We start from the raw sequence: 15,124 nt of genomic DNA, 5'->3' as shown, positions 1-15,124 counted from the left end.
TGCCCCGACAGGTTCGTGGACTTCGCCGGTCAGTTCTCCAGCCAGCCGTGCTGGTCGGCGAACGCGGTGAGCCGGTCGCGGATGGTGAGGATCTCACCCGCGGTGAGCGCGGGGCTGGCGTCCAGGAGCAGTTCGGTGATCAGGCGCTGGTGCTCGGCGACGGTGAGCTGTCCCGAACCCGCCCTGTCCTTCCCCTTGTGCCGGGCGGGGGGTGCGGACGACCCGCCGACCACAGTGAGATTGACCGCCTTGGGTCCGCGGTCGCCTTCGGTCACCTCGAACTCGAACACCCGTCCCTGTCGCAACTCGTCCTCGTCCAGGCCGATGTCGTTGACGTGGACGAACACATCGGGTCCACCGTCCTCCGGCCGAATGAATCCGAATCCCCGAGAGCTGTCGAACGACACCAATTTCCCGATGGACACCAACACCCGCTCCTCGTCGCCGTCGCTACTCGGCAACTTTAACGCGCCTTTTCGCCGTCGTCGGAGGAAAGCGCCTTTTGCAGCGAATTGAAAACGGTCAGTCCCTGACCGACCATTCCGTTCACCAGTTCGCTGACTCCGTCCGGTCCGTTCAGTACGGTGAGATTCGCGTTCGCCAACCCGTTCGACGCCTGCCGCACGATTTCCGGAAGTTGTTCGATCAACAACTGATCCAGCGCGATGCGGTTGTTCGACGCGGCCGCCTCGGCCTGGATCCGGGTCCGGTCGGCTTCCGCCTCGGCCAGGATGCGCACCCGATCCGCTTCCGCCTGAGCGGGTTTGACGACCTCGGCCTGCAACTGCTGCTCACGCAGCTCGGCCTCCTTGCGCGCCTGCTCGGCCTGGGCGGTGAGCACCTCCTGCAACGCCATCGCCTCGGCGAGCGGGCCCGCCTGCGCCGCCTCCGCGTTGGCCTTGTCGATGTCGCGCTGGTACTGCGCGCGCAGGATCGCCGTCTCGCGCTGATATTCCGCCTGCCTGCGCTGGGATTCCTGCTCGGCCTGCGCCGCCGCCTGCGCGGCCTGCGATTGCGCGATCTGCGCGTCGCGCTGGACGGCGGCATTGTGCGGGGCGGCGAGCGCGGCGATATAGCCGAGGTTGCCGTCATCGATGGACTGGATCTGGAACGAATCGACCCACAGACCGATGTTGCTCATCTCGACTTTCGACGCGACGAGCACTTCGTCGGCCAGTTTCTGCCGTTCCCGGATGATCTCCTCGACCGTCATCGAGCCGACGATCGAACGCAGGTGCCCGGAGAAGATGCGTCCGGTCAGCACCGACATCTCCCGCTCCTGCTCGGAGAGGAACCGCTGGGCGGCATTCACGATGGAGGAGGTGTCGTTGGCCACCTTGAACGCGATCACAGCGCGGACGTCGAGCTGGATCGCCTGTTTGGTGACGCACCGCTCCTTGATCTCGGATTCGAACATCGCCAGCGACAGGTAGCGCACCTTGCGGAACAGCGGAATCACCCAGGCGCCGCGTCCGATGACTACTTTGAACGGCGTGTTGTCGCGGCTCTTGCCGCCGCTGACCAGCATCGCCTCGTCCGGGTCCGGCACATGGTAGCCCAGCACGTCTGTCTCCCTTACTTTCTCAGGTTTCTGCTGCCGGGTCCGGGGCGAGCGGAATCCACGGGACGACGTCGACGACGCGCCCCGGATGGACCGCGATGACCAGCACGGTCGCACCGGCCGGGATCGGCTCGGTGGACTGTGCGATGTACAGCTCGGTTCCCCCGCGAATCGCGACCAGGACCTCGCTCAGCGTCCCGGCACCTCGGATCGGCGATGTGAGCGTACCCGTCAAACCCACCACCGGGTCGGTCATCGCGCGATCTCCTTCTTCCGGCTCTCGGACCGTCACCCTACGTCTCGCACAGCGCCTTTCGGTATCGGTGCGGCGGAACGGCGCGGCGGCGCGAGTATGTTTCTTGCATGGGAGGTCGGCTGGCGCTGGTGGTGGGGTCGGAATGCGCGGCGCTGGGAGATCTGGGTTTCACCGAAGAACTCGCCAACGGCTTGTACGGGAGTCTGACCGAAGCGGGCGGGTGGCGGCCCGCCATCGAGCTGGACGGCCCGGTGCTGAATCCCACTGCCGCGCAACTGCTCGAGGCCGTCGACGCTGCCTTCACGGCGGCATCGCAGCGGCAGGCAACCCTGCTGCTCGGCTTCATCGGGCACGGCGTGGCGACCAGCGCCGAGGACTTCTACCTGCTCGGCCACGATTCACCCGCTGATCCCACCTCGCACAACGCGTTTCACCTGACCCAAGAGATCCGCGAGCGGCTCGACCGCGCCGCGCTGGACGGGCTCGTGCTGCTCGTCGACGCCTGCGAGGCGGGGCAGGGCGTCCAAGGGGCCGCGCGCCGGTGGACCGATCTGCTGGCGCAGTCGGGCGGCCGGATGGAACTGCTGGTCGCCTCGGGCGACGGGCCCGCGTATTCCGGATGCTTCACCCGCACCATGCTCGCCACCTTCGACCTGGGCCTGCCGCTGCGCGGGGAGAACCTGCTGCCCTCGGACCTGGTCGATCCGATCGCCGTGCAGTGCACCCATCAACAGCCGCAGCATCTGTCGTTCAGTTCCGGCGCGGTGTCCCCGGCACAGGGCGTCGACCCGGGGCTGTGGCTGGTGCCGAACACCGCGCGCCACCGCGACGCGGTGAGCGGACGCTCCGCGGCCGGATTCGTCGACCAGCTCACCCGGCGTCTGCTGCTGACGCCCGATGTGCGCGAGCGTCTCGACGCGATCGTCGACGCGGGCAGCCACCGGCTGCGTGCGGTGCTGGGTCCGGCGGGCGTGGGCAAGTCCACGCTGCTGGCGATGCTGATCCGCCCCAGCCTGGTCGACGGGCTCGCCGTCACCCCCGACTACATCACCGCCGCGGTGTTCCTGACGGTGAACAGTTCGGTGGAGTCCGTGGCCGCTGAGCTGGCCGCGCAGCTCGACGCGCGCGTGCCCGGCTTCCGTGAGGCGGCGCGCGCGGCCAGGGCGCACCGGCCCAGGGACGAGTTCGACATCTTCGACATCCTGGTCCGCCGCCCGTTGGCGCGGCTGTCCACGGCGGGCCGCCGGGTCACCCTGGTGTTCGACGGACTGAACCAGCCGCAGGAGGGGACCAGGCGGTTGCTCGTGGCCGCGATCGCCGATCTGACCGGCCGCGAGGATCTTCGGCACGTGCGCGTGATCGTCGGCATCCGGCCCGGCACCGGCGTGGAGGACGATCCGGGGCTGGCGCACATGTACCGCATCGATATCGCCGAACCGGCGGCCGACGATATCGCCGCCGTGGTGGATTCCGCGCGCGGCACGGCGCCGCTGGGCCCGGTCGACTGGATCGGCTGGATCCAGCGGCTGCTGGCGGAGACCCCCACGGACGCGAGCGGTTCGCGGGTGGTGGCGGGCGGCTGGCTGGTCGCAGGCATCCTGCTGGAGGTCGCTTCGGGATTGACCGACGGCGCGGTGGCCTCCGGGATCGGCCTCGACCGGGTCATCGCGCTGCGGGTCGAGACGGCGCTGCGCGGGCTCGATCCCGAAACCTCCGGTGACACAGCGGCTCTGCTCGGTGTGCTGGTCGCGGCGGGTGTCGGGCCGGTGTTGCCGCTGGAGCTCTTGGATTCGGCGCTGTTGTCGCTCGGCGTCGACCTCAGCGCCGCCCGGGTCCGCGACATCGCCGTGAATCTCGGCACCCTGGTCACCCGCAGTCATCCCGGCACCGTTCGCGAGTCGCTCGGCGTGACCCACAGCGCGTTCCTGCCCGCGCTGGGCGCGGAATGCCACCGCCTCGGCGTGCGCATCGCGGACGCCCACCGCGCCCTGGTCGCGGCGATCCAGGCCGACGGAGGCGACCGGGCCGCGGACTACGCGCGCGGCGCGGCCGTACGCCACTGCCTGGCCTACGGCGATGCCGCCTTGGCCATCGACTTCCTGGAGAAACTGGAAACCGGCAGGTCGGCCGACGACCGCGACCTGTGGGCGGCGTGGACGCCCGACTTCGCCGAGTCACTGGGACCGGACCATCCCGACACCTTCATCACGCGGGAACGGTGGGCATATCACCGCGCCGAGAGCGGCGACCTGGTCGGCGCCGTCGCCGATTTCGAACAGTTGCTCGCCGACCGGTTGCGGGTGTTCGGACCCGACGATCCGGCCACCTCGGACACCCGCGACAAGCTGGCGAGCTACCGCGCCCGCTGCGGCGACTACTCCGGCGCGGGCGAGGAGTTCGAGCATCTGCTCGCCGACCGGCTGCGCCTGCTCGGGCCCGACCATCCCGAAACCCTGCGCACCAGGAACAACCTGGCGTCCAATCGCGGCGACGTCGGCGATTTCGCCGGGGCGATCGACCGGTTCGAACAGCTGCGCGCCGACCGCGCCCGCGTGCTCGGCGCCGATCACCCGGACACCTTGCGCACCCGCAACAGCCTCGCGTACTGGCGGGCGGCAAGCGGCGATCTCGCAGGCGCACGGGCCGAATTCGAGCAGTTGGTAGCCGACTATCTGCGCGTCTTCGGCGCCGACCATCCCAATACGCTCGGCGCGCGCAACAACCTCGCGGCGTTCCGCGCGCGAAGCGGTGATCTGTCCGGGGCGGGCGCGGAGTTCACCCGACTGCTCGACGATCGTCTGCGGGTGCTCGGACCGGACCACCCCGACACGCTGCTCACCCGCGGCAAACTGGCCGCCTACCGCGCCGACAGCGGCGATCTCGCGGGCGCGATCACCGACCTGGAGAAACTGCTCGGCGACCGGTTGCGCGTGCTCGGCCCGGACCATCCGGACACCTTCGACACCCGCAACGAACTCGCGGGCTGCCGCGCCCGGCACGGCGACCTGACCCGCGCCGTCGCGGAACTGGAGGTGTTGCTGGTCGCGGAGTTGCGCGCTCTCGGCCCCAGTCACGGCGCCACCATTCGGACGCGGAACACGCTGGCGTACTGGCGGGGCCGGTCCGGGAACCTACCGTCCGGCCGCACCGGGTGACGTGCGGGGCGGTCAGGAACGGTAGAGCGAGCGATACACCGTGAGCATCGCGAGGCAGTGCTCGATGATCTGCTCGCGGGTGGCGCGCAGCGAGCCGTTCAGCCATGCCGAGAACATGCCCGCGTTCCCGCTGGCCATGGTCACCGCCGCCAGCCTGCGCTTGACCGGATCGTCGATGTGGCCGAACAGATGGTCCTGCATGATCCGGGTGAAGACCGGCATCACCGCGAAGGTGGTCTGCCCGAGCCCGGTGCTGGAATACGGCTCGACCAGGAACAGCCGCGATTTGCGCGGGTCGGCGAGCACCTTGTCCACCAGGATCTCCGACAGCGCGCGATCGCGGGACGGGTCGTCGGTGGCGGCGAAGGCCGTCATGGGTTCGAGGAATTCCTCGGCGACCTGACGGTAGAGCACGTCGAGCAGCTCGTCGCGGCTGGCGAAGCTTTCGTAGAAGTAGCGGTCGGTGAGATTGGCCTTACGGCACACCGCCCGCATGGTGACCCCGCTCGCGCCCGACTCGCCGATCAGATCGAGCGCCGCTTCCAACAGCGCCGCCCGCCGCGTCTCCCTGCGCTCGGTGAGCGTCGTCCCACCCCAGATCCGTGGGCCCCCGTCGTCGTCTGCGTCCTGACCTGTCTGCACGGCCCAACGATAGTGCCTGGCGGCGCGCCCCGGCGCCGCGCGCACCCGCCCCGCCCTCCCCGGTCTTGCCGAACTGGATTCCGCGCCGTCACGGTGCGGTAACTGACGGTTTACTCGACCTGGTTACCTTCCCTGGGTTGCTCGGTGGTTCGGTAGTGGAGGTGACGGCGCGTGCACAACTCCGCTGCGGCGATCTCGTCCGAAGGAATCGGTCACGTACTCGGGCATGCGGGGATGCGCCCCGTACGACCGGCGGTTCGGCCTCTCCCGCCGCCGCGGCGGCCGCTGCCGCTGGCCCGTGGGCCGCGTCCGGCGCACATCCCGCTCGCCCCCGCGCAGGAACGGATGTGGCACGCCGCGCGGGCCGGGAACTCGAGTGACTGGAATGTGACTCGCGCGGTGCGACTGTCCGGGCCGGCACTGCGGCCCGAGGGGATCGTCGCCGCGATCGACGACGTCGTCGCCCGGCACGAACCGCTGCGCACCCGTTACCCGAGGACCGCCTCGGGCCCGGCCCAGGTGATCGTCCCCGCGGACGAGGCCGGGGGGCGGACCGACGTCGTCCTGGCCACCGAAGCCGAATTGCCGCGGCATATCGCGGAATTCGCCGCGATCGAGTTCGATCTGGAGACCGACCTGCCGCTTCGCGCCCGGCTGTGCGTGCTCGGACCGCACGAGGTGGTGCTGGTGCTGGTCGTGCACCACATCTCGATCGACGGGCGGTCGGTGGCCCCGCTGCTGCGCGATCTCGGCACTGCCTACCTCGCTAGACAGGACGGAGCCGCGCCGGACTGGCCGCCGCTGCCGATCGACTACGCGGACTACACCTTGTGGAAGCACGCCCAGCTCGGTGACTACTCCGACGAATGGAGCCGCGCCACGCAGCAGTTGCGGTACTGGGCCAACACCCTGGCCGGTCGGCCGCCGGTGCTCGATTTCCCCTGCGCCCGGCCTCGTGCCATCCGCCGAGGCGGTGCGAGCGCGGGTGCCGTCGTACCGGTCGCGTTCGCCGCCGGTGTGCACCGTGCGCTGCTCGATCGGGCGTGCGCGGCGCGAGCCAGCCTGTTCATGGTGTTGCAGACCGCGTTCGCGGTGGCCGTCGGCGCTTTCTCCGGCAGCGCCGACGTGACGGTGGCCACCGCGGTCGCGGGCCGCGATCACCGGCTGCTCGACGACCTGGTGGGCAACTTCGCCGACGACGTGCTGATGCGCGTCCGGCTCGACCGCGCCGCCGACGCGGAGGAACTGCTCGATCAGGTGCGCGGGGTGGCGCTGGCCGCCTTCGCCCATCCCGATACACCCGGCCAGCGGCTGAAGCGCTGCCTGCTGCAGGACGCGGCCTGCCCGCTGTTCCAAGCGACGCTCATCCTCCAGCGCGGCGCGGCCGCCCAGCCCGCGGCGGACGCTTCCGGCGGGGTGAGCATCACCGAGGTCGACACCGGAATCGTCCGCGCCAAGCACGACCTCGAATTCGGTCTCGTCGACCGGTACGACCGGCTCGGTGCGCCCGCGGGCATCGACGGCGTATTCATCTACCCGGCCGCGCTGTTCGAGCGGGGCACCGCGGTCGCTTTCACCGAATTGTTCACCGCCACAGTCGAACTCCTGGCCGCCGGTTACCGTGGTCCGGTTACCCCGTTGCTGACGGACTTGTCCGCCGGGCGGCGGTGAGCCCGCGGGCGATCAGCCTCGTTCCAGCGGCAACCCCGCATCGCGCCAGGCGACCACGCCACCGGCCAAGCTGGTGGCGTCGTAGCCGGCTCGCCTGGCCCGTGCGGCGAACCGCACCGACAGTTCACCGACGGGGCAGACGAAGACGACGGGGCGCGAGCGCGGGAACGGGATGCCGTGCCCGAACATGTCGTCGAGCTGGTCGTCGCGGATGTTCAACGCGCCGGGGACGTGCCCGATCCGATAGGCCATGGCGCCACGGCTGTCCACGATGGTCGGGCGTCCGGTCCGGTCCAGCTCGGCGAGCTGCTCGGGCGACAGCCGCGGCACCGCCGCCAGCTCCTCCGCGGTCGGGGCCGCTTCGCGTTCGGCGCGGCCGAACCGTTCCGGCCTGCGCTTCTTGATGTACGACAGGTACGGTTCGAGGCGATCGCAGACGATGAACACCGCCACGAGCGGATCGTCCGGATCCCTCGCGGACACATCGAGCGCGCCGAGCGTCTCCAGCGCGGCGGCGTAACTCGCACCGCTGGTCGGCCCGGCCAGGACCCCGTATCCGCTCGCCAGGCTCAGCGTCGCGTCCACGGCGTCGCCCGCCGTCACGGTCACGATCCGGTCGTAGAATTCCGGCTGGAACAGCCCGACGTCCCACATCTCGCTCTCCGAACGGATGCCGGGAATGAAGTCCGATCGCTCCGAAACCACCGCGACGGTGCGCAATTCGGGATTGTGCTTGCGCAGGTAGGTAGCGGTCCCCCTGGTGGAACCGGTGGTGCCGAGCCCGCCGATCAGATAATCGATCCTGGTGATGCCATCGGCGGCCAGGTCCTCGTGGATCTCCCGGCCGGTGCCGTGGTGGTGCGCCTCGATGTTCTTCTCGTTGGTGTACTGCGACAGATGCCGGTACGTAGCGGGCTGCTGGGCCATGGTCGCCTCGATCACCGAGTAGACGTCGTTCGGCGTCGTCGGGTCCGGGCACTCGGAGAGGCCGGGCAGTTCCACGATCTCGGTGCCTAACAGCTGCAGCAGATCACGGACCTCGCCCACTTTGATCCGGTTGGTCACCGCGCGCAGGTCGATCCCGTACATCGCGCCGAGGACGCGCAGCGCTTTGGCCGTGTTACCGCTGGACGCCTCGATGAGTGTCCGGCCCTCGGCGCGGATTCGCGCCAGGTCGTCGCGCAGCATCGCCCAGGCCACCCGGTCCTTCACCGAACCGAACGGGTTGTGCGACTCCAGTTTCGCGTAGAGTTCGACATTCGCCAGCCCGTGCACCGCGGGGTCGAGCCGCAGCAGCGGCGTGTTGCCGATGAGTTCGGTGATGTGGTCGTATCGCATCAGGGGGCCTCGACGGATCGGACCGGACGGTTGACGAGGTCGGTGGCGTGCGGCGCGATCTGACGCGGCCGGGACGACTCGACGGGGAAATCGGGCTCGTAGTCGGCGTCGTGCACGACCCGGAACCCGTCGGGCGTCCGGGTGACCGCGAGTTTCGCGGGCAGGGGATGCATGGAGGCCGTCGCGGCGGACAGGTCCATGTGATAGGCGGCGGTATTCGGGAACACCACCGAATCGCCCGGCCGGGGCCGCGCGGGCAGCCACACCTTGTGGTTGGTGATCAGATCGCGCTCCAGGCACAGCCGCCCGGCGAGGTAGACGCCGACCGGACCCGTGTCGCGGTCGCCCGCGGTCGCGTCATCGCCGGGCAGGAGGATCGGGTCGACCATGACCTCCTGATCGGCGGGCGTCACCGAATCGCGGCTGAGGTCGACGTGCACCAGCACGCTGCCGTCGGCGACCTCCTTGACGAACTCGACTGTGGCCACCGTGATACCCGCGTGATCTACCAGCGCCTTGCCCGGCTCCAGCCACATCTCCAGCAGATTGTCGCCCGCCACCTGCGCCACCGTGCGTCCGCCGTGCCGCTCCAGCGGAGCGTCGAGCAGATCGGCGAGCATGCGGTCGGCGGCGATGGTGTTGGCGTACTTGTGGAACACCGGTGTGCCGTGCACGGCCCCGCCCGCGACGTGGTAGCCGAAGGTGTTGCTGCCCCAGGTCATCGGCTCCCCGCGGCCGAGCAGCGATTCGCGCAGCGCGAGCACGTAGGCGTCGAACCGCTCGGCGTCGGCGGTGAACACCTGCCGGAAGCCGCCGCCGATGTCGAGCACCGACGGGGTGAGCCCGTGATCGTAGGCGCGCTCGATCAGTCGCAGGCAGGTGTCGATCGCCCGGACGCGCTCACCGAGGTCGCCGGAGTCGAGGTGAAAGGCGAAGCCCAGGAAGGCGATCCGCCCGCGCCGCGCCGACAGCAGATCGAATGCCTGCCCGACATGCGCGAGCGGTATCCCGAACCGGCTCACCTGTCCCGCGTCGAATCCGGAAATTCGCAGTAGCACAGGCACTTCCGCTTGCGTTCCGGCCAGTTCCGCGATGCGGCCCAGCTCCCAGAGGTTGTCCACGTTGATCGTGACCCCTCGGTCGACGAGTTCACGCAGGAAGGCTTCCCCTTTCGGGCCGGTGACCTCGATGCGCGCCGGATCGAACCCGGCGGCGCGGGCGCTGGACAGTTCGTGCGGTGAGGCGACGTCGACGGCGATGCCCTCGCGTTCGGCGGTACCGACGAACGCGCGAGACTGGTTCACCTTGTGCGCGTAACAGATCCGGTGGCCGGGAAGGCTCCGCTCCAGCACGGAACGCAGGCGCAGGAGATTCTCCGAATACACCTGCGGGAACACCAGATGCGCGGGCGATCCGAATCTCGTCAGCGTTTGCGTCGGGAGGCCGGGAGTGTCGAGAAAAGCGCGGACGATCGGGTGGAGCTTCGCGGGCAGCGCCGGCGGCCACGGCGTCATACGGCGGCTTCCGACGGCTCGGTGGCCGACGCCCGCGGCGCGTCGTCCGGCCGCTGCGCGACCGGGTTGTAGCCGCCGTCCCGGATCGCCTCGAACGCACGGGCCCGATTGCGCGGGCTGCGGAACTCGGCCACCACCCGTTTGCTGTCCAGGTCGATCTCGACCACGCGGATGTCCATCGACTCCAGCACTCCGCCGATCGTGCGGACGCAGTGCTTGCAGGTCATGTCGGGCACGTAGAACACCTGGTCCTCGGCGGTCGCGACCCGGTCGGCGGTCGCCTGGTCGAGTTCGGCGCTCACCTCGGCGACCGCGCAGCGGCCCGCGATCTCGGTGAACGTCGCGACGAATCGGTCGACCAGCAGCGGGAGGAGACTGAAATGCCCGCTGTCGAGCTGGTGTGGCGTGGCGGCCGGGCAGGCCGGATGGCTGCCCTTGGGCAGCAGGGCGTATTGCCGGGAGATCAGGTCGAGGTCGTCGTGGTACTTGGCGATCGCCTCGGCCACCGTGAGGCCTTCGGCCGTGGTGGCGCGCTCCATCACGGCGTGCGCGTCGGCGATGGTGGCGTCCTTCATCGCGCGCAGGGTCGCCACCGACTCCGCCGAATAGCGGACGGTGCCGTCGGGTTGCGCGACCAGCGTCACCGGGATCATGCCCCGCCGGTAGGTCGAGGCCTGCAATTCCCAGAACCATCGCGTGGCGACCGCGGCGAAGATCCCGGAAACGCGGAGCCCTTCGGCGAATTCGGCGGCGTCGCGGTAGGGGGTCGCGTCCACCAGCAACGCGTGCTGGGCCAGCACGCGCCCCGCCGCCTCGATGCCGACCCGGAAGATGTCGCGCGGATCGTGGTCGGTGGTCGTGCCGGCCAATACGGCGTGTTCGCGAGGTCCGAGCGCCGCGACCCGCGCGGCGAAATCGGCGTCGGCGTCCAATTGGCGCCACAACGCCAGGACCGTCTCGCGCGTCGCGATCGGCACCGACGGGCCGAGACCACCGGCACGGAAGTGCCCGGTATTCGGGATGCCCGCGCTGTCGGTCCACGCGATCCGATGCGTCGCGCTCGTCACCTGGTCCGCGCGGCACGGCCGCATGAACCGCTCCAGATACAGCCGCTGCGAGTAGGTGAGATGGCTGTCCGGCTCGAGACCCAAGGCCGTACAGGCGTATTCGAATCGCCGATGTCGGGGAGCGGGTACCGGTTCGGTGAACAACCCTGGCTGCGCCAAGTCGGCCAGCACCCTGGACGCGGCCCGCCGGTCGTAGCGGGAGATGTCGTTACTCACGTGACCTCCTCGGCGATGGTTCGCACGCACGCGACGAATCGGTCGATCTCGTCGGGCGTGTTGTAGATGTGCGTGCTGACCCGCACCGAGCCCGCGCCGTCGGACTCGGCGGGGACGCAGTGCGCACCGGTGCGCACCAGGAAACCGAACTCGCTCAGGACGAATCCCGCGTCGGCGGCCGAGATCCCCTCCAGGGTGAAGGAGACGATGCCGTAGCCGACCTCGCAGGTCGCGTGCGCCGGGCCGGGCAGGAACTCCAGGCCGGGAACCGGTCGCAGCCCGTCGATCAGCCGCAGGGTCAGGGCGCGATTGTGCGCGGCGACGGCGTCGAGACCGAACGATTCCAGCACCTCCAGTGCACTGCCGAGGGCGAGGATGCCAGGAATGTCGGGCGTTCCGCCTTCCAGCCGCGACGGCATCGGCCCCGGGCGCAGCCCGCCGGGACCCGGTTCGACGCCGGAGTTGCCCCCGGGCAGGAACGGCGTCAACCGGTCGTGCACACGCCGGTGGCAGTAGAGGATCCCGGTGCCGGGCGCACCGAACATCTTGTGCGCGGCGAAGATCGCGAAATCCGCACCGAGCGCGGTGACGTCGACCGGAAGATGGCCGCCGCTCTGCGAGCAGTCGAAGCACAGCAGGATCGCCGGATCGATCCGGCCGCGCAGTTCCTCGAGAGTGCTCAGACCGCCGAAGACATGGTGCAGATGCCCGGTCGTGATCAGCCGGGTGCACGGGGTGATCTTGGCCAGGATGTCGTCGGTGTCCGCCTCGCCCGCAGCGGTCACCCGGTAGGGAACGAGGTGGATGCGGCGTCCGAACCGGGCGAGCAGCCCGCGCAAGTGCTGCCACGGGTACACGTTCGACGCGTGATCGCTTGCGTTGTAGAGGATCTCGTCGCCATCGGCGAGCGCCGTCAGACCCCACGACAGCGCGACGGCGTTGAGTGCGGCGGTGGCGCCCGCGGTGAAGACCACCTCGTCCGGATGCTCGGCGCCGATGAACGCGGCGGCGTGTTCGCGGACGCGGGCGATCCGAGCCGTGAGACCGGTGGCCCAGGGGTAGGTGCCGCGGCCTGCGTTGGCGGTGTTGTTGCTGTGGTAGCGCTGAATGGTCTCGATCACCGGCAGCGGCTTCTGCGTGGTGGCGGCGCTGTCCAAATAGACCTCGGAGGCGCCGGCGATGGCCGGGAACAGCGCCCGCACCGCGGCGGGCGCGAACGTCGGGATTTCCGGCGGCCGGGGAATGTCCTCCGTCCGCGTCACCGGCGATCTCGGGGTGGGGGACCGCAACGTGACGCTCCCTTCCCACCGGTAACTCGGACGTCACCCACGATACGCATTTTCGGTACGGACTTCGAAGTTTTGTCGTGGACAAAGGCTTTCACGACTAGCCTGGAACGTATGCCTCTGACCCTGCAAGAGCGTCAAGAGTTCCTTGCGCAGCCGCATATCGCGGCGTTCTCGGTGGCCGCGGGCACCGGTCGTGGCCCGCTCACCGTCCCGATCTGGTACCAATACAGTCCCGGTGACGAGGTCTGGATCCTGACCGGCCCGGAGTCGCAGAAGATGCGCTACATCCGGGAGACCGGCCGGTTCGGTCTGATGGTGCAGCAGGCCGAACCCACGGTCCGCTACGTGAGCGTGGAGGGCCCGGTCACCCGGATCACCCCGATGACCGACGAGATGCACCGTGAAATGGCCGCGCGGTACGTACCCGCCGAATCGGTGGACACCTACCTGAAGGCGGCCGAGGCCTACGGTGAGCAGGTCGCCGTATTCCTGCGGCCGGAGCACTGGCTCTCGGCCGATCTGGGGAACCTCAGCGAGCTCTAATATCTGCCCTGCAGGTACTCCACGAGGTGTTCGCGTTCGTCCGCCAATTCCGAGATCGCGCTCTTGACCACATCGCCGATGCTCACGATGCCGACCAGCCTGCCCTCGTGCACCACCGGCAGATGCCGGATGCGGTGGTCGGTCATGGTGCGGCGCAGGCCGTCGACCCGGTCCTCGGGCGCGCAGGTGCGCACCGCGGAGGTCATGATCGCCGAGACCGGCATGTCCAGCAGGTCCGCGCCCCACGCGTGCAGACTGCGTACCACGTCGCGCTCGGAGACGATGCCCGCGATCGTGTTGCCGTCGGGGGAGACGACGACAGCGCCGATGTTCCGCTCGGCCAGCGTGGCGAGCAGTGTGCGTACCGTCGTATCGGGCGCGACCGTGGCCACGTCGCTGCCTTTTCTGTGCAGGATCTCCGAAATTCGCATATTTCACCATCCAGACGTCGCGGCACTACCAGGATCGCAAGTTCACGGTCCGGTGACCAGCACGAATCCGTTACAGGCCACGATCAGGTCACGGCGCGGACGTCACAGGCGACGGGCGACGCTGCGGTCCAGATCCCGGGCCAGCAGGGCGATCGCCGCCTGTGAGATGCCCGCCGAGGTCGCCAGGTCGATCGAGGTGAGCTGGGCGATGCGGCGTAGGCGGTAGTCGACGGTGTTCGGGTGCACGAAGAGCTGGCGCGCGGTGAGCTGCCGGTTCATGTCGTTGCCCAGGTAGGCGCGCATGGTGTCGAACAGCTCGGGATGGGCGTCGAGCGGGTCGAGGATGGTCGCGATCCGGCGCGTGGCCGGGCCGCTGCGGGTGAGCTGATACTCCACCGCCAGATCCGACATCTGGTAGAGACCGGGCGGCCGGACGCCGACGCGCACGAGATTGAGCAGCTCGTGTGCCTGATCGGCCGATTCGGGGATCTGATCGGTGTCGGTCGGCACCACGGTCGCGGTGAGCGGGACCTCGGCGGCGACGGCGAGCAGCTCGAGCGTGGCGGCCGTGAGCACGGTCTCGGCCTCGTCGCCCGACGGGATGAGCAGTGTGCCGCCCTTGGCGCTGAGCAGCGCGAGCGCGCGGGAGGCGAACACGGTGGCCAGCTCGGACTGTAGCCGTCGCAGTTTCCGGCGCGCGGCGACGTTCCCGTCGACGCGCGGATCGCGCTCGTCCGGATGCTCCGGAATCGACAGGGCGACAACCTGATACGCCTCCGCGATCGGAATACCCGTCTGGCGGGCCAGAGCCGAGCTGCCGCGCCCGCTCAGCAGCGCCGAGGCGAGCGTCTGCGCCGCCGTCTGATGCTCCTTGGCGACCAGGTGCTGTTCGTCGACGTAGGCATCGGACACCGCCGCGGTGATCGCCTCGAGCAGTTCGAGGAGCAGATCGGCTGCGACCAGCACCTCCTCGACGTCGTCGGCCTCGGCGGGCGCGGTGACCAGACCGAAGGCGATGCGCAATCCTTCGTGGTAGGCGCGCAGGATGGTGCTCAACGGCACTCCCTCGCGCGCCCAGCGGGCGGCGGCCGCGCGCACCGGGCCGAGTTGCTCCTCGTCCGGCACGGTGCGCCGGTCGAACATCTCGGCGGCGAGGTTCAGGCAGCTGCGGGTGAGTTTCGTGACGTCACCGCGGATCTGCTCGCCGGGCAGGGTGCGGCAGGGCGCCATGACGTTCTCGAAATATCCGACCATGTGCGAGGCCACGCTGTCGGTGTTCTGCAAAGGCACCGAAGCCGGCTGTCCACCGATTTCCAGCACCGGGTCGGACGAGTCGGCGGACAGATCCAACGCGGAGTAGGTCATGACGAGTTCGCTCCCCAATGCCACGTCGGGCGTGCGAGAAATCGCGCCCGAGTCGATCGATCACTATACGAAAGGG

Annotated in this window: 13 protein-coding genes; 3 read left to right on the top strand and 10 right to left on the bottom strand. The window is 69.4% G+C overall.

Features of this window, described 5'->3' with window-relative positions:
* Positions 1-29: 29 nt before the first annotated feature.
* The 3 genes from ACL03I_RS26550 to ACL03I_RS26540 are packed head-to-tail and all read right to left on the bottom strand — an operon-like array spanning position 30 to position 1,817.
* A complete protein-coding gene (locus ACL03I_RS26550) occupies positions 30-461 on the bottom strand; it encodes a cold-shock protein (protein WP_379255461.1) in 432 nt (143 codons plus the stop codon).
* A 2-nt stretch (positions 462-463) separates the two neighbouring features.
* Entirely contained in the window at positions 464-1,564 is a 1,101-nt protein-coding gene (locus ACL03I_RS26545) for an SPFH domain-containing protein (protein ID WP_355078427.1), read from the bottom strand.
* A gap of 19 nt (positions 1,565-1,583) precedes the next feature.
* A complete protein-coding gene (locus ACL03I_RS26540) occupies positions 1,584-1,817 on the bottom strand; it encodes a hypothetical protein (protein ID WP_412807202.1) in 234 nt (77 codons plus the stop codon).
* 107 nt (positions 1,818-1,924) lie between these two features.
* On the opposite strand from ACL03I_RS26540, the gene ACL03I_RS26535 reads away from it, so the two are divergent.
* Positions 1,925-4,972: a tetratricopeptide repeat protein gene (locus tag ACL03I_RS26535; RefSeq protein ID WP_412807201.1), complete on the top strand. Its 3,048-nt coding sequence runs from the start codon at positions 1,925-1,927 to the stop codon at positions 4,970-4,972.
* 12 nt (positions 4,973-4,984) lie between these two features.
* Here the strand turns inward: ACL03I_RS26535 and ACL03I_RS26530 are convergent, their stop codons facing one another.
* Entirely contained in the window at positions 4,985-5,614 is a 630-nt protein-coding gene (locus tag ACL03I_RS26530) for a TetR/AcrR family transcriptional regulator (protein WP_412807200.1), read from the bottom strand.
* Positions 5,615-5,785: 171 nt separating this feature from the next.
* Between ACL03I_RS26530 and ACL03I_RS26525 the strand changes: the two genes are divergently transcribed.
* The gene (locus ACL03I_RS26525; RefSeq protein ID WP_412807199.1) at positions 5,786-7,285 is read left to right on the top strand and encodes a condensation domain-containing protein; all 1,500 of its coding nucleotides are present in this window, start codon (positions 5,786-5,788) and stop codon (positions 7,283-7,285) included.
* Between the two features lie 12 nt (positions 7,286-7,297).
* On the opposite strand, the gene ACL03I_RS26520 is transcribed toward ACL03I_RS26525, so the two are convergent.
* Genes ACL03I_RS26520 through ACL03I_RS26505 form a run of 4 tightly spaced genes read right to left on the bottom strand, consistent with a single transcriptional unit; the run spans position 7,298 to position 12,682 of the window.
* Positions 7,298-8,623, bottom strand: a complete 1,326-nt coding sequence (locus ACL03I_RS26520) for a pyridoxal-phosphate dependent enzyme (RefSeq protein ID WP_412807198.1) — start codon at positions 8,621-8,623, stop codon at positions 7,298-7,300.
* A complete protein-coding gene (locus ACL03I_RS26515; protein ID WP_412807197.1) occupies positions 8,623-10,137 on the bottom strand; it encodes an alanine racemase in 1,515 nt (504 codons plus the stop codon). Before ACL03I_RS26515 ends, ACL03I_RS26520 begins: the two co-directional genes overlap by 1 nt.
* Positions 10,134-11,420, bottom strand: coding sequence for a heavy-metal-associated domain-containing protein (locus ACL03I_RS26510; protein ID WP_412807196.1), 1,287 nt, complete (start codon positions 11,418-11,420; stop codon positions 10,134-10,136). Before ACL03I_RS26510 ends, ACL03I_RS26515 begins: the two co-directional genes overlap by 4 nt.
* Positions 11,417-12,682, bottom strand: a complete 1,266-nt coding sequence (locus ACL03I_RS26505; protein WP_397074675.1) for an aminotransferase class V-fold PLP-dependent enzyme — start codon at positions 12,680-12,682, stop codon at positions 11,417-11,419. Before ACL03I_RS26505 ends, ACL03I_RS26510 begins: the two co-directional genes overlap by 4 nt.
* A gap of 138 nt (positions 12,683-12,820) precedes the next feature.
* On the opposite strand from ACL03I_RS26505, the gene ACL03I_RS26500 reads away from it, so the two are divergent.
* Complete coding sequence (locus ACL03I_RS26500; protein ID WP_355078418.1) at positions 12,821-13,252, top strand: pyridoxamine 5'-phosphate oxidase family protein; 432 nt, start codon at positions 12,821-12,823, stop codon at positions 13,250-13,252.
* Here the strand turns inward: ACL03I_RS26500 and ACL03I_RS26495 are convergent.
* Both ACL03I_RS26495 and ACL03I_RS26490 read right to left on the bottom strand, forming a co-directional pair.
* Entirely contained in the window at positions 13,249-13,683 is a 435-nt protein-coding gene (locus ACL03I_RS26495; protein ID WP_355078417.1) for a CBS domain-containing protein, read from the bottom strand. The two genes, ACL03I_RS26500 and ACL03I_RS26495, sit on opposite strands and share 4 nt — an antisense overlap.
* 102 nt (positions 13,684-13,785) lie before the next feature.
* Positions 13,786-15,048, bottom strand: coding sequence for a PucR family transcriptional regulator (locus tag ACL03I_RS26490; protein ID WP_355078416.1), 1,263 nt, complete (start codon positions 15,046-15,048; stop codon positions 13,786-13,788).
* Between the last annotated feature and the right edge of the window lie 76 nt (positions 15,049-15,124).

Source organism: Nocardia sichangensis, assembly GCF_047200615.1.
Lineage (GTDB): Bacteria > Actinomycetota > Actinomycetes > Mycobacteriales > Mycobacteriaceae > Nocardia > Nocardia sichangensis.
Note: the sequence above shows the minus strand (reverse complement) of the source record. Positions and strands in the feature narration are given on the sequence as shown.

Bases quoted from the DNA above. Each gene is read 5' to 3' on its own strand.
- ACL03I_RS26540 (WP_412807202.1), bottom strand. From the start codon at position 1,817: ATGACCGACCCGGTGGTGGGTTTGACGGGTACGCTCACATCGCCGATC.
- ACL03I_RS26535 (WP_412807201.1), top strand. From the start codon at position 1,925: ATGGGAGGTCGGCTGGCGCTGGTGGTGGGGTCGGAATGCGCGGCGCTG.
- ACL03I_RS26520 (WP_412807198.1), bottom strand. From the start codon at position 8,623: ATGCGATACGACCACATCACCGAACTCATCGGCAACACGCCGCTGCTG.
- ACL03I_RS26515 (WP_412807197.1), bottom strand. From the start codon at position 10,137: ATGACGCCGTGGCCGCCGGCGCTGCCCGCGAAGCTCCACCCGATCGTC.
- ACL03I_RS26500 (WP_355078418.1), top strand. From the start codon at position 12,821: ATGCCTCTGACCCTGCAAGAGCGTCAAGAGTTCCTTGCGCAGCCGCAT.
- ACL03I_RS26495 (WP_355078417.1), bottom strand. From the start codon at position 13,683: ATGCGAATTTCGGAGATCCTGCACAGAAAAGGCAGCGACGTGGCCACG.
- ACL03I_RS26490 (WP_355078416.1), bottom strand. From the start codon at position 15,048: ATGACCTACTCCGCGTTGGATCTGTCCGCCGACTCGTCCGACCCGGTG.